15 protein-coding genes are annotated in these 13,909 nt (G+C 68.4%); 12 read left to right on the top strand and 3 right to left on the bottom strand.

Annotated features, from left to right (window positions below):
- Positions 1-79: 79 nt before the first annotated feature.
- Complete coding sequence (locus AAHH99_RS08020; RefSeq protein WP_418768185.1) at positions 80-850, bottom strand: class I SAM-dependent methyltransferase; 771 nt, start codon at positions 848-850, stop codon at positions 80-82.
- Positions 851-1,044: 194 nt separating this feature from the next.
- On the opposite strand from AAHH99_RS08020, the gene AAHH99_RS08015 reads away from it, so the two are divergent.
- The 8 genes from AAHH99_RS08015 (at position 1,045) to mnmA (ending at position 8,522) form a co-directional block, all read left to right on the top strand.
- Positions 1,045-1,836, top strand: coding sequence for an electron transfer flavoprotein subunit beta/FixA family protein (locus AAHH99_RS08015; protein ID WP_418768184.1), 792 nt, complete (start codon positions 1,045-1,047; stop codon positions 1,834-1,836).
- A gap of 45 nt (positions 1,837-1,881) precedes the next feature.
- Positions 1,882-2,838 (top strand): electron transfer flavoprotein subunit alpha/FixB family protein, encoded by a 957-nt coding sequence (locus AAHH99_RS08010; RefSeq protein WP_418768183.1) that lies wholly within the window; start codon positions 1,882-1,884, stop codon positions 2,836-2,838.
- 198 nt (positions 2,839-3,036) lie between these two features.
- Complete coding sequence (locus AAHH99_RS08005) at positions 3,037-3,780, top strand: SDR family oxidoreductase (RefSeq protein WP_418768182.1); 744 nt, start codon at positions 3,037-3,039, stop codon at positions 3,778-3,780.
- Entirely contained in the window at positions 3,777-4,448 is a 672-nt protein-coding gene (locus AAHH99_RS08000) for a nitroreductase (RefSeq protein WP_418768181.1), read from the top strand. The genes AAHH99_RS08005 and AAHH99_RS08000 overlap by 4 nt, the downstream gene beginning before the upstream one ends.
- A gap of 90 nt (positions 4,449-4,538) precedes the next feature.
- The gene (locus AAHH99_RS07995; protein WP_418768180.1) at positions 4,539-5,387 is read left to right on the top strand and encodes a GNAT family N-acetyltransferase; all 849 of its coding nucleotides are present in this window, start codon (positions 4,539-4,541) and stop codon (positions 5,385-5,387) included.
- Positions 5,384-6,214 carry a lysophospholipid acyltransferase family protein gene (locus AAHH99_RS07990; protein WP_418768179.1) on the top strand — a complete coding sequence of 277 codons (831 nt, stop codon included), beginning with the start codon at positions 5,384-5,386 and terminating at the stop codon, positions 6,212-6,214. The genes AAHH99_RS07995 and AAHH99_RS07990 overlap by 4 nt, the downstream gene beginning before the upstream one ends.
- Before the next feature lie 44 nt (positions 6,215-6,258).
- Entirely contained in the window at positions 6,259-7,455 is a 1,197-nt protein-coding gene (locus AAHH99_RS07985; RefSeq protein ID WP_418768178.1) for a cysteine desulfurase family protein, read from the top strand.
- Complete coding sequence (gene mnmA, locus AAHH99_RS07980) at positions 7,455-8,522, top strand: tRNA 2-thiouridine(34) synthase MnmA (RefSeq protein ID WP_418768177.1); 1,068 nt, start codon at positions 7,455-7,457, stop codon at positions 8,520-8,522. Before AAHH99_RS07985 ends, mnmA begins: the two co-directional genes overlap by 1 nt.
- Here mnmA and AAHH99_RS07975 read toward each other — a convergent pair whose 3' ends face one another.
- Complete coding sequence (locus tag AAHH99_RS07975) at positions 8,523-9,167, bottom strand: sensor domain-containing protein (RefSeq protein ID WP_418768176.1); 645 nt, start codon at positions 9,165-9,167, stop codon at positions 8,523-8,525.
- A 60-nt stretch (positions 9,168-9,227) separates the two neighbouring features.
- Here AAHH99_RS07975 and AAHH99_RS07970 point away from each other — a divergent pair, with 60 nt between their 5' ends.
- From AAHH99_RS07970 to AAHH99_RS07955, 4 genes are all read left to right on the top strand, one after another.
- Positions 9,228-10,238: a methionine synthase gene (locus AAHH99_RS07970; protein WP_418768175.1), complete on the top strand. Its 1,011-nt coding sequence runs from the start codon at positions 9,228-9,230 to the stop codon at positions 10,236-10,238.
- Positions 10,239-10,388: 150 nt separating this feature from the next.
- Positions 10,389-10,883 (top strand): SRPBCC family protein, encoded by a 495-nt coding sequence (locus AAHH99_RS07965; protein ID WP_418768174.1) that lies wholly within the window; start codon positions 10,389-10,391, stop codon positions 10,881-10,883.
- Entirely contained in the window at positions 10,880-11,212 is a 333-nt protein-coding gene (locus tag AAHH99_RS07960; protein WP_418768173.1) for an ArsR/SmtB family transcription factor, read from the top strand. Before AAHH99_RS07965 ends, AAHH99_RS07960 begins: the two co-directional genes overlap by 4 nt.
- Before the next feature lie 123 nt (positions 11,213-11,335).
- Positions 11,336-12,298 carry a hypothetical protein gene (locus tag AAHH99_RS07955; RefSeq protein ID WP_418768172.1) on the top strand — a complete coding sequence of 321 codons (963 nt, stop codon included), beginning with the start codon at positions 11,336-11,338 and terminating at the stop codon, positions 12,296-12,298.
- Here the strand turns inward: AAHH99_RS07955 and AAHH99_RS07950 are convergent.
- Entirely contained in the window at positions 12,287-13,891 is a 1,605-nt protein-coding gene (locus tag AAHH99_RS07950) for a 4-coumarate--CoA ligase family protein (RefSeq protein ID WP_418768171.1), read from the bottom strand. The genes AAHH99_RS07955 and AAHH99_RS07950 overlap by 12 nt on opposite strands.
- Positions 13,892-13,909 lie beyond the last annotated feature (18 nt).

The following is a 13,909-nucleotide window of genomic DNA, read 5'->3' as shown; positions in this document are numbered from 1 at the left end:
CGGGGAGCCGGGTCGCCGGCGACATTGGACCGGGGAGCCGGGTCGCCGGCGACATTCAGCCCCGGGGGGTCGGCGGATGTCACGGCCGCACCGCGATCGCGACCAGATCGAGGCTGTCGTCGATGTTCCGATCGCGCGCGTCGACCAGATCGAAGTCGTCGCTGCGCACGGAGGCCACGTCGGCGAGCAGGTCCGCGGGCCACGGCGCATCGGCCAATGCCCGCGCGATCTGGGCGTCGATGATCGAGCCACCGTGTCGGGCGTCGAGTTCGACGAGCCGCGGCCCGTGAAAGACCCCGTACACGCACTCGACCTCGAAACCTTCGGTGGTGAGCAGTTCGGTCAGCTCGGCGGCGTTGAGTTCGCGGGTGTGGAACGGGTTGATCGGGGTGTCCCGGCCCGGGGAGAACGTGATCCGGTTCGGCGTCGACATCAGCAGACACCCACCCGGACGCAGCACGCGCAGGCATTCGCGCACGAATTGGCCCTGATCCCAGAGGTGTTCGATGACCTGGAAGTTCACGACGACATCAACCGAGCCGTCAGCGAGCGGCAACTCGGCCAGGTTGCAGTGGCGCATGTCCACGCGCGGATACCGCGCACGGACGTGGGCGACCGCTGTCTCGTCGTAGTCCAGGCCGATCACGCGGCGGGCGACGTCGGCGATCAGGTTGGCCCCATAGCCCTCACCGCAGCCGGCCTCGAGCACGTCGCGATCGGCGCAGCGGTCGGCCATCTGCTCGTAGACGACCTCGTGGCGGCGGAACCAGTAGTTCTCCTCCGCGAGGTCCGGAACCGTGCGTTCCCCGGTAAGGGGGAGGTCGGGTCCATCAGTAACAAAAGCGCTCATTGGAAGGCAGGCTAACGTGAAACGGCCCACAGACGAATGGTTCACCCCCTACGTGCTGCTAGAACACGAACTTCGACCCGCTACAGTGTTCCTGCGAACCGCCACAAGTTACCCGCGAGTAACATGGTGGTTGTTGCTCAAAGCGTGCTATGCGGGCCGATCATCGGCCCCTTCGAGGAGGACGAACCACACTCATGACGAACATCGTGGTCCTGATCAAACAGGTCCCTGACACCTGGTCGGAGCGCAAGCTCACCGACGGCGACTTCACTCTCGACCGCGAGGCGGCCGACGCGGTGCTCGACGAGATCAACGAGCGCGCGGTCGAGGAAGCGCTGCTCATCAAGGAGAGGGAAGGCGGCGACAGCACTGTGACGGTGCTGACGGCCGGCCCCGAGCGCGCGACCGAAGCGATCCGCAAGGCGCTTTCGATGGGTGCCGACAAGGCCGTGCACCTCGTCGACGAGGGCATGCACGGCTCGGACATGGTCCAGACCGGTTGGGCCCTGGCACGTGCGCTGGGGACCATCGAGGGCACCGAGCTGGTCATCGCCGGCAACGAGGCCACCGACGGCACCGGCGGCGCGGTCCCCGCGATCATCGCCGAGTACCTGGGCCTGCCGCAGCTGACGCATCTGCGCAAGGTGACCGTCGAGGACGGCAAGGTCAGCGGCGAGCGGGAGACCGACGACGGCGTGTTCTTCGTCGAGGCTCCGCTGCCCGCCGTGGTCAGCGTCAACGAGAAGATCAACGAGCCTCGCTTCCCGTCCTTCAAGGGCATCATGGCCGCCAAGAAGAAGGAAGTCACCAAGCTCACGCTCGGCGAGATCGGTGTCGAGGCCGATGAGGTCGGTCTCGCCAACGCCGGGTCCAAGGTGCTGTCGTCGACGCCGAAGCCGCCGAAGACCGCCGGCGAGAAGGTCACCGACGAAGGCGACGGTGGAACCAAGATCGCCGAGTACCTGGTCGCCCAAAAAATCATCTAAGCCCGAGACCGAGACTGCGAAGAACAAGAGACGAGAGAAGAACTCATGGCTGAAGTACTCGTGCTCGTTGAGCACGCCGAAGGTGCACTGAAGAAGGTCACCTCGGAGTTGATCACCGCGGCTCGCAAGCTCGGCGAGCCCTCGGCCGTCGTCGTCGGCGCGCCGGGTACCGCAGAACCGCTCACCGACGGCCTGAAGGCCGCGGGCGCGGCCAAGATCTACGTCGCCGAGTCCGACGACGCGGAGAACTACCTGATCACCCCGCAGGTCGACGTGCTGGCATCGCTGGTCGAGTCGGCGTCGCCCGCCGGTGTTCTGCTGTCGGCCAACGCCGACGGCAAGGAGATCGCCGGCCGGCTGGCCGCCCGCACCGGTTCCGGTGTGCTCACCGACGTCGTCGACGTCAACGAGGGCGGCAAGGCCGTGCACTCGATCTTCGGTGGTGCGTTCACCGTCGAGGCCGAGTCCACCGGTGAGGTTCCGGTCATCACGCTGCGCGCCGGATCGGTCGACGCCGAACCCGCCGACGGTGCGGGCGAGGTCGTCAACGTCGAGGTGCCCGGCCAGGCCGAGAACGCGACGAAGATCACCAAGCGCGAGCCCGCGGTCGCGGGTGACCGTCCGGAGCTGACCGAGGCGACGGTTGTCGTCTCGGGCGGCCGCGGTGTGGGCAGCGCGGAGAACTTCAATGTGGTCGAGGAGCTCGCGGACTCGCTCGGCGGCGCCGTCGGCGCGTCCCGTGCCGCCGTCGACTCCGGCTACTACCCGGGCCAGTTCCAGGTGGGCCAAACCGGTAAGACGGTGTCGCCGCAGCTCTACATCGCCCTGGGCATCTCCGGCGCCATTCAGCACCGCGCGGGCATGCAGACGTCCAAGACGATCATCGCGGTGAACAAGGACGAAGAGGCGCCGATCTTCGAGATCGCCGACCTCGGCATCGTCGGCGACCTGTTCAAGGTCACACCGCAGCTGACCGAGGCGGTCAAGGCTCGCAAGGGCTGATTCTTCCGCGCGAAGGGCCCCCGGACACTGTTCGGGGGCCTTTTGCATGCCACAAGCGCGCAGGTATGTACAGATTCGGGGCCCCGTAGGTGTACAAGGGTGGACGCTCGGCGGCTCCGGACTACGGACTTTCAAGGGCTCGATCACAGCCACCGGCGTGCCAGTCTTTTCGTGACAGGCACGACGAAAGGTTTCGAGATGAAGATCACCGTGTTCGGTGCGACCGGCCTCATCGGCTCGAAGGTGGTTTCGATCCTCACCGCGGACGGCCACGAGGTGGTCGCCGCGGCGCGCTCCACCGGTTTGGACGTTTTGACCGGCGCCGGGGTGGCCGAAGCGGTCGCCGGCGCGGATGTGGTGATCGACGTGACCAACTCGCCGTCGTTCGAGGACGACGCGGTCATGGACTTCTTCATGAGGTCGACGACGAATCTGGTGGGCGCCGCGACGGCCGCGCGGGTGGGTCACGTCGTGGCGCTGTCGATCGTCGGCGCCGACGGGCTTCCCGAAAGCGGTTATCTGCGTGCGAAGGTCGCGCAGGAACGCATCATCAAAGACTCCGGACTGCCGTTCAGCATCGTGCGCGCCACGCAGTTCCACGAATTCGCCGAGGCGATCACCGAATCGCTGAGCAGCAACGGCGAAGTGCGGGCGCCCGATGCGCTGATCCAGCCGATCGCAGCCGATGAGGTCGCCGCCGAGGTGGCCCGGACAGCCGTGGCGACCCCGAGCAATGGTCACGTCGATATCGGCGGGCCCGACAAGATGCCGTTCGCCGAGCTCGCAGGTGCGGTGCTGGCCGCACGCGGCGACGAGCGGCCGGTCGTGGTCACCACCGAGGCGACGTACTTCGGCACTCCGCTCGACGAGCGGAGCCTGGTCACCGGCGACGGCGCCGTCATCGCGGCGACCCACTTCACGGATTGGCTGGCACAACGATGACCTTAGCGGCGCCCGAGAGCGACCTGGACCGGACTATTAGCGAGCGGCACTGCACACGGAAGTTCCTGCCCGACAAGCCCGTACCGCGCGTACTGCTCGACGAGGCGCTGGAGCTGGCGATGCGTGCACCGTCGAACTCCAATATCCAACCCTGGCGGCTGTTCCTGGCCACCGGCGCGCGCCGCGACAAACTCGTCGAATCATTGCTGCACCGCGCGTCCGCCGGTTTTCCCGCGATCATGGGGATTCCGGAGAGCTTCGCACCGCTGCGGCAGGAGTTGGGGGCGTTGGTCTACGGCTCGATGGGTGTGGCCCGTCACGACGCCGAGGGGCGACGTCTCGCACAGCTGCGCAACTTCGAGTTCTTCGGTGCCCCGGTGGCGGGAGTTGTCTGCATGCACCGCGATCTCGGACACGCGGACAGCCTCGCGGTCGGGATGTTCCTGCAGACGCTGGTGCTTGCGCTGACCGAACGCGGTCTCGACACGTGTGTGCAGGTTTCGGTTGCACACTTCCCAGAGGTGCTGCGCGAACAGCTGGACATCCCCGCCGAACTGCGGGTGTTGTGCGGACTCGCGATCGGGTACGCCGACCCGAACTTCCCGGCCAACCACGTGCGCACACCCCGCAACGCGGTAGCCGACAACGTCGTGCTGCTCGGCGACTGACGTTTCGCCGGGGCAATTCGTCACCTGGCGCTCATCGACACGTCACGCCTCCGATGCCGTCCGGAGATGCGGCTGGGCGAGCGTGCAGCCATGAGCACTGATTCTGTACTCATCGCCCCCGAAGAGATCGACCGCAGCCGGACCGGGTCCGCACGACCCGCACCGCGCTACACCCTGCTGCTGACGACGAATGCCACGCTCGTCGAAGCGGCGCAACGGTTGCGCTACGAGGTGTTCACCGCCGAGCCCGGATTCACGCTGACCGGTTCCGCCGACGGCCTGGACGCCGACCGCTTCGACGAGCACTGCGATCACCTGCTGGTACGCGAGGACATCACCGGCGAACTCGTCGGCTGCTATCGAATGCTGCCACCCGCGGGCGCCGTCGCTGCCGGAAGCCTCTACAGCGCAACCGAATTCGATGTGCGTGCGCTCGATCCCCTGCGGCCGGGCCTGGTCGAGATGGGCCGGGCCGTGGTGCGAGCGGATCACCGCAGCGGAGCTGTCGTGCTGCTGATGTGGGCCGGGATCCTGGCGTACCTCGACCGCTGCGGGTATGACTACGTCACCGGCTGCGTGTCGGTGCCCGTCCACGGCCCCGACGGTTACCCGCCGGGCGCACAGATCCGCGGAGTCCGCGATTTCGTCCGTCGTCGCCACGCCGCACCGGCGCTCTACACCGTGCACCCGTACCGGCCGGTGACTGTTGAAGGCAAGGGCGTCGACGACATCGAGCCGCCGGAGAGGCTCGTCGTACCACCGTTGATGCGCGGCTACCTGCGGCTCGGCGCGCAGGTGTGCGGCGAACCCGCCCACGATCCCGATTTCGGCGTTGGCGATTTCCCGGCGTTGCTCGACAAACGCCGGGCCGACACGCGCTACCTGCGCAGGCTGAGGTCCGTCGAGGGCGCCGCCCTGGCCGGCGGAATCGCGCCGTGAGCACCCTCGGCACCTGGATACCGAAGGCGTCGTGCGATGCGAGCTGCGTCGGCCCAGGCGCCGCGCGGTCCGGGCCACGGGTGATCGTGACCTGCCGTGCCGCGGTACGGGTCACCTCGGCCCTGCTGCTCCTGCTGCTCGCGCCGATGCTGGCCGTCCCCGCCCCCGGCCGATCACATCTGCAGCGCGGCTACTGCCGGTTGCTGCTGTACTGCCTGGGTGTGCGGACCAGGGTGTCGGGGGGCCCGATCCGCAACCTGAGCGGCGTTCTGGTGGTCAGCGGCCACATTTCCTGGGTGGACGTCTTCGTGGTCGGTTCGGTGCTGCCAGGCCGGTTCGTCGCCAAGTCCGAGCTCGTCAGCTGGCCGGGCCTCGGACTGCTGGCCCGACTGCTGAAGGTGATCCCTATCGAGCGGTCGAATCTGCGGCGCCTGCCCGACGTGGTGGGCGCCGTCACCCGCAACCTGAGTGCGGGCCGTACCGTGATCGCCTTTCCGGAGGGCACCACCTACTGCGGACTGGCGTACGGCCGCTTTCACCCCGCCATGTTCCAGGCCGCTATCGACGCCGGCAGGCCGGTCCAGCCGCTGCGTTTGGCGTACCACCACCCCGACGGCGCCGCCTCGACCGTCGCGGCCTATGTGGGCGAAGACACACTGGTCGACTCGATCCGGCGACTGGTCACCACGAAGCGCACGGTCGCGCGGGTGCACGTGGAGTCGCTGCAGCTACCCGGAACCGAGCGTCGCGACCTGGCCTATCGCTGTGAGACGGCGGTGCGGGGCGACACCACCAAACACCCGTCCGGTCACGCGCTCGTGGCCTGAGCGAATCGGGGGAGCCCCGGGTCGACGGCTATTCTGGACTGGTTATGACCTCGGATCAGCCGGTCTACCTCGATCATGCCGCCACCACCCCGATGCACCCCGCTGCCATCGAGGCGATGACGGCCGCGATGGCGACGGTCGGCAACGCGTCGTCGTTGCACGGCACGGGCCGCACGGCCCGGCGGCGAATGGAGGAGTCGCGCGAGACGTTGGCCCAGTTGCTGGGCGCCCGCCCGTCGGAGGTGATCTTCACCGCGGGTGGCACCGAGAGCGACAACCTCGCGCTCAAAGGCATCTTCTGGGCCCGCCGTGATGCCGATCCGCGCCGCAGGCGGATCGTGACCACGCCGGTCGAGCACCACGCCGTGCTCGATTCGGTCGAGTGGTGCGTCGAGCACGAGGGCGCCGAGGTTACCTGGCTGCCCGTCGAGAAGGACGGTTCGGTCACGCCTGCGGCACTGCGACAGGCGCTGCAGGACCACGACGACGTGGCTCTGGTGTCGGTGATGTGGGCCAACAACGAGGTCGGGACGATCATGCCGATCGCCGAGCTCGCCGCTGTGGCAGCAGAATTCGACGTGCCGATGCACAGCGATGCCGTTCAGGCCGCCGGCCACATTCCGGTCGACTTCGCCGCGAGTGGGCTTTCGGCGATGAGCATCGCGGCGCACAAGTTCGGCGGCCCCACCGGGATCGGTGCGCTGCTGCTGCGCCGCGACACGGCCTGCGTCCCGCTGTTGCACGGCGGAGGCCAGGAGCGCGACGTCCGCTCCGGCACACCGTATGTGGCGGGAGCCGTCGCGATGGCCGCAGCGGCGATAGCCGCGGTCGACGGGCTCGAGGCCAACGGTGCGCGGGTGTCGGCGCTTCGTGACCGCTTGATCGAAGGCGTGTTGGCCGCCATCGACGACGTCGAGGTGAACGGCGCGACGGGTGCCGCTCGGCTGCCCGGCAACTGCCACTTCACCTTCCGCGGCTGTGAGGGCGACTCGCTGCTGATGTTGTTGGACGCCAAGGGTATCGAATGCTCGACCGGTTCGGCCTGCACGGCAGGCGTCGCGCAGCCCTCACACGTGTTGATCGCGATGGGTGCGGACCCGGCGAGTGCGCGGGGTTCTCTGCGACTCTCGTTGGGGCACACCAGCAGTGAGGTCGACGTCGATGCCGCGCTCGCGGTGCTGCCCGCCGCGGTCGAACGGGCCCGGCAGGCGGCGCTGGCAAGTTCGGGAGTGGTCGAGTAGTGCGGGTACTCGTGGCGATGAGCGGCGGCGTGGACTCTTCGGTCGCCGCCGCCAGGATGGTCGACGCCGGTCACGACGTCGTGGGTGTTCACCTGGCGCTGTCACCGTCTCCTGGCACGCTGCGCACCGGTTCGCGCGGCTGTTGTTCGAAAGAGGACGCAGGCGACGCGCGTCGGGTCGCCGACATCCTCGACATCCCGTTCTACGTCTGGGATTTCGCCGACCGGTTCAAAGAGGACGTCATCGACGACTTCGTGTCGTCATACGCCCGCGGGGAGACCCCGAACCCGTGTGTGCGCTGCAATGAACGGATCAAGTTCTCCGCATTGGCCGCCCGCGCGCTGGCGTTGGGATTCGACGCCGTGGCGACCGGACACTATGCCCGGCTGTCGGACGGTCGACTGCGCCGCGCGGTCGACGCCGCCAAAGACCAGTCCTACGTGCTCGCGGTGCTGACAGCCGAGCAACTGCGGCACGCGGTGTTCCCGGTCGGCGACACCCCGAAGCCGCAGATCCGCGAGGAGGCTGCGCGTCGCGGGCTCGCGGTCGCCGAGAAACCCGACAGTCACGACATCTGCTTCATTCCCTCCGGTGACACCCGCGCGTTCCTCGGCGCCAAGATCGGCGTGCGACGCGGTTCGGTCGTCGACGCCGCAGGGACGGTGCTGGCCGAACACGACGGCGTGCACGGGTTCACGGTGGGTCAGCGCAAGGGTCTGGGTATCGCCGGGCCGGACCCGGACGGACAGCCGCGCTATGTGACGGCTATCGACCCGCAGACCGCGACCGTGCGGGTCGGCGGCGCCGAGGACCTCGACGTGTGGACCGTGACCGGAGAGCGGCCGATCTTCACCTCCGGTGTCGCGCCTGCGGGCCCGATCGAATGTCAGGTGCAGGTCCGCGCGCACGGCGGTGTCGGAGACGGCGTGGTCGAAGTGCGCGACGGCCGGCTCGTCGTCGAGCTGCGTGCACCCCTGCGCGGCGTGGCTCCCGGCCAGACGATGGTGCTGTACCGCCCCGACCCGGCCGGCGACGAGGTGCTGGGCAGCGCGACGATCACCCGGTAGCTATCCGGGTACGTTGGCCAGGATGTTGGACATGACGATCTCGGGCACCGACTCGGGGAACCGGCACGCGGTCACCTCCACCAGCACGACCGACTTGACGCGGTAGTCGCGACCGCAGGCACCCGAGGGCCGGGTCTGCAGGGTGTCCGCGCCCACCCTCCACTCGCCGACGAACATCGGCCCCAAAGGCGTTGCACTGCAACCGTCGACGAGACTGACGAGCGAGTCGAACGCCCGCCGGGCGGTCGCGGCGTCGCGATAGGCCGCCGCACCCTCGGAGATCAACCCGCCTTCGGGCGGGTGTTGAAACGTGGTCTTGCGGAACTCCTCGACGTCGGGTCCGAAGGTCTGGGTCTCGGCGAAGATCCATTGGCACGGCAGGGGAGTGGTGTCGGCGAGCGGCTCGATGTCGACCGGGATCTTGCCGTCCATGGTCGGGATGATCGTGAGATCCTCGCCGGCTCCGGTGATCGCGCGCATCTGCGACTGGTCGAGCATGATCGGCTCCACATCGACCGGCGACAGCGACCCGTCGTCGATGCCCGGTGCCGCCCGCATCGCGTGTCCGTCGATGACCTGAGTACAGCCCGAGGTGATCGCGACCGCCACGCACCACAGCACGATCGACCGGAGCGCTGCGGGCATGACCTGTCCTTCCCCAACCCTTTCGGGATGAGGTTAGCCCCATCGAATACTGTCAAACGAGTGAGTGCTTTCGCCGCAGCCACCGGCATCGGGTCCTGGCCCGGAACGTCGGCGCGCGAGGCCGCCGAGGTCGTCGTCGGCGAACTGCACACCTTGCCGCATCTGGTGGAACTGCCGGGCCGTGGCGTGGGTGCGGACATGATCGGTCGGGCCGGCGCGATCCTGGTGGACATCGGTATGGACACCGTGCCCCGCGGATATCGGATCGCCGCGGGCCGCACAGCAGTGCTCAGGCGGGCGAGGAGCCTGCTCGAGGAGGACCTCGACGCGCTCGAAGAAGCTTGGGAGAGAGCAGGTTTGCGCGGCGGTGGGCGCACAGTCAAGGTTCAGGCGCCGGGGCCGGTCACGTTGGCGGCGCAACTGGAGCTTCCCAACGGCCATCGCGCCCTGACCGATCGAGGCGCGGTGCGGGACCTCACTGCCTCGCTGGCTGAAGGGATCGCAGCGCACCGCGCGACTGTCGCTCGGAGGCTGGACGCGGCGGTCGTCGTTCAATTCGACGAACCGCTGTTGTTCTCCGCGCTCGGAGGCCGGCTGACCGGAGTCACCAGTTTGACACCCGTGCACCCCGTCGACGAGGCGGAGGCCATCGGTTTGCTCGACGAATGTGTCATCGCGGCGGACGTCCCGGTGGGCGTGCACGGCTGCGCCGCGGGTGTGCCGTGGAATGTGTTGCAGCGCAGTTCGATCGACGCGATCTCTGTCGACGTGTCCGCGCTGGTGGCTGACGACCTCGACGGTATCGGGGAGTTCGTCGACTCGGGTCGCACGGTGGTGTTCGGCGTCGTGCCCTCGACAGCGCCGGAGACGCGTCCCTCGGTCGAAGAGATCGCCAAGGCCGTGGTGTCGCTGACCGACCGCCTCGGTTTTTCCCGATCGCTGCTCAGGGAGCGGACCGGCATCTCGCCCGCGTGCGGTCTGGCGGGCGCCACCCCCGAATGGGCGCGCATCGCGATCGGGTTGGCGCAGAAGGCGGCCGACGCCTTCGCCGAGGACCCCGACGCGATCTAGCTGGACCCCCGGCGAATTCTGCGTCAGGGTCGTGGCCGACCGAAAACCACGACCCTGCCGAAGAATTCGACGCGTCCACAGAAAGAGCAACCAAAAAGTTGCGTTAGACGCTGGCGCCCGCTACATTGAGGCGCAACCAGGAGGTTGCATATGAGTAGCGATCGGATCGAGAAGCAGGCTGTGCTGAAGGCACCGCTCGACCGCGTCTGGCGGGCGATCAGCGACGCCGACGAGTTCGGGCAATGGTTCGGGGTGCGCTTCGACGGGCCGTTCGTCGCGGGCACTTCGTTGACCGGTGTCCTCACCCCGACGGCGGTCGACGCCGACGTGGCGAAGGACCAGGAATCGTTCGCAGGCATGGCCGACGTGTGGCATGTCGAAGCGGTCGAACCGCAACGCCGGCTGGCGTTCCGCTGGCATCCCTACGGCGTCGAAGAGGGTGTCGACGCTGCCGACGAACCGACCACGCTGGTCGAGTTCACGCTCGAAGAGGTCGCCGAGGGTGTGCTGCTGCGCATCGTCGAGTCCGGATTCGACGCACTTCCCGCACACCGCCGGGCGTCGGCGTTCGATGCCAACAGTCAGGGCTGGGCCACACAGACCGAACTGGTGTGCAAGTACCTCGCCGTCAGCGAGGCCGTATGAGCACATCGACGGCGGATGTGCCGCTGTCGTCGTTCTTCAACGCCTTGGGCGATCCGAACCGCCTGCGCATCGTCACCCGGTTGTGCGATGGAGGGCCGTGTTCGACCAGCGAAGTCGCCGAGGTGATACCGGTCAGCCGGCAGGCAACGACCAAACACCTGCTGCTGTTGGAGTCGGTGGGTCTGGTGAGCAGCGAGCGCAGTGGCCGTGAGCGCATCTGGCGGATGCGGCCCGCATCTCTTGTCGACGCCGGCGAGTATCTGGCGAAGATGTCGCAGCGGTGGGACCGTGCCATCGACCGACTGCGGGCGCACGTCGAGGATCGGTGATGAGCCGCTTCGCTGGACAATTTGCGGCGTTCCTGTCGGACACCTCGTATTGCGCGCCTACCCATGCGAGAATGCTTCGCAGGCGGCGTCGATCGCCTTTGCCGAGAAGGGAATGGTGTCCGGATGAACGCGCGCCTCGCCGCAGGTGCCGGCGTGGTGTCCGTATTTCTCCTGGTGAGCGGATCGGGTGCAGCAGTCGCATACGCCCACCCCGGAGATTCGCGCGGCTCGGACCGGGGACACAGCGCCGACCGCGGCGGCCACCACAGCCGTGGGTCCGGCAACGGCAAGCACGACAACGACCGTCGCGACGGCAAGCGCCCCACCGGCAGCAAACGGGGCGGGGACACTAACGGGCCCGGCGCGGCCCCGAAGTCGCGGGTCGGATCCGGCCGAGATGGGCTCACGCAGCCGTCGCCGGATAACCGGCCTGGCGCTGTTTTCGGCCCGGAATCGGTCGGCCGCACAGCGTCGCCCGGCGCATCGGTCGGCCGCACAGCGTCGCCCGGCGCATCGGCCGGCCGTGCGGCTGCGCCCGACGTGTCGGCCGGCCGTGCGGCTGCGCCCGACGTGTCGGCCGGCCGTGCGGCTGCGCCCGACGTGTCGGCCGGCCGGTCGGCCGTCGCCGGCGCGACGCCCCCAGTCGAAGCACCCGTGAACACCGCGTCGTCGGACGCCCCGGTTGCCTCTGGCGGATCCGGCGCTGCGAGTGCGCCGGCCCCCGCCTTCGAGCCGCCGCAGGTGGCGTTCGGCAACGGGCGCGCGCCGCAGAGCCGCGATTCCCAACCCGAAACCCATTGGCAGCCACCAGCACTGGCGTCGCCCTCAGCGCCGGTCGCCGCGCAACCGGTCCTGACGCCGCCGCGCTCACCGGCACCGCCTGCTCCGGCTCCGTTGGACCCGCTGGCGACCCCGCCCGCGGTGGTGCGCCAGTTCGTCGTCGCGCCCGGCGCCGGGACCAGCGACCCGCTGTGGGGCCTGGCCGGGTTGCTGCTCATCCCCGTGGCGGGTGCCGCGCTGGGCTATCGGCAGGCCCGAGCGGCGCAGGCCGCCGAACGGATCGGCCGGCCCCGATCAGCCGCGTAGGTCCTTGCGCAGGATCTTGCCGGACGCCGACTTCGGCACCGCGTCGATGAACGCCACCTGGCGGACCTTCTTGTAGGGAGCCACTTCGCCCGCGACGAACTCGATCACCTGCTCCTCGCTCAGCTCCGCTCCGGATCGCTTGACCACGAACGCCTTAGGCACCTCTTCGCCGTCGGCGTCGAGCACTCCGACCACGGCTGCGTCGGCGATGTCGGGATGAGTCAGCAGCACGGCCTCCAGCTCGGCGGGCGGCACCTGATAACCCTTGTACTTGATCAGCTCCTTGAGCCGGTCGACGATGTAGACACACCCGTCGGCGTCGACCTGTGCGAGGTCACCGGTGTGCAACCAACCCTGGTCGTCGATGGTCTCCTCGGTGGCCTTCTCGTTGCCGAGGTAGCCCGCCATCACGTTGGGACCCTTGAACAAGAGTTCGCCGGTTTCGCTGAGACCCTCTGTGGGCGGGTCGATCTCGTCACCGGTCTCGGGGTCGACGATCTTCGACGCGGCGTTCGACACCGTCCAGCCGACCGAGCTGAGCGGGGCCACCATGTTCATCTCGTGTTGGCCGCCGTCGAACGGCGTGATGTGGCTGACCGGGCTGAGCTCGCTCATGCCGTAACCCTGGACCACACGGCAGCCCAACCGCTCGGCGACGGCGTGGCCGAGGTCGGCGTCCAAGGGGGCCGCACCCGACATCACGACATTCAGCGACGACAGGTCGTACTCGTCGACCAGCGGATGTTTGGCCAGCGCAACCGCGACGGGCGGGGCGATGAACGCGATGGTGCATGCATGGTCGGCGATGTTGCCCAGGAAGTCGCCGAGATCGAAGCTCGGCATGATGACCAGCCGGGCCCTGGCGTGCAGTGCCGCGTTGAGCAGCACGGTCATCCCGTAGATGTGGAAGAACGGGAGAACGGCCAACACGGTGTCGTCGGCGACCATGCCGTGCAGCGGCCGGATCTGGGCGACGTTGGCCACCAGGTTGCGGTGGGTGAGCATGACGCCCTTCGGGTTTCCGGTCGTCCCCGAACTGTAGGGCAGCACCGCCAAGTGCGACGAAGGCGCGAAGCTGACCTCAGGCGGTGGATGGCCCGGCCCCATGAGGTCGGCGGCGTTGGGATGCCCGTCGGAGGACAAGCCGGGTCCGTCGAGCACGATGAGCCCGTCGTCGGGAATGCCGACCGCCGCGGCCGCTTCCTCGGCTTGGGCCAGCAGTGGCGACACCGTCACGAGCATCTTGGCGTTCGAGTCGGTCAACTGCTTGGCGATGTCCTTGGCGGTGAACAACGCGTTGACGGTCGTGGCCGTCGCGCCCGCACGCAGGATGCCGTGGAATGCGACCGCGAATCCCGAGCTGTTCGGCGAGAGCAGGCCGACCACATCGCCGACGCCGATCCCGCGCCCGGCGAGCGCACCGGCGAACGCGTCGACGCGCGCGATCGTTTCGCGGTAGGTGGTTTCGCGCCCCGATTTCGCATCGACAAGCGCCACGCGGTCGAGGTCGTCTTCTGCGATATCACCGAACAGGTAGTCGTAGACACTGGTGGACGGGATGTCGACCTCGGGGAAGGGGCTCGCGAAACTCATGGCGTCTCCGATCGAATC

The sequence above is a fragment of the Mycobacterium neumannii genome (assembly GCF_048452905.1).
Lineage (GTDB): Bacteria > Actinomycetota > Actinomycetes > Mycobacteriales > Mycobacteriaceae > Mycobacterium > Mycobacterium neumannii_B.
Note: the sequence above shows the minus strand (reverse complement) of the source record. Positions and strands in the feature narration are given on the sequence as shown.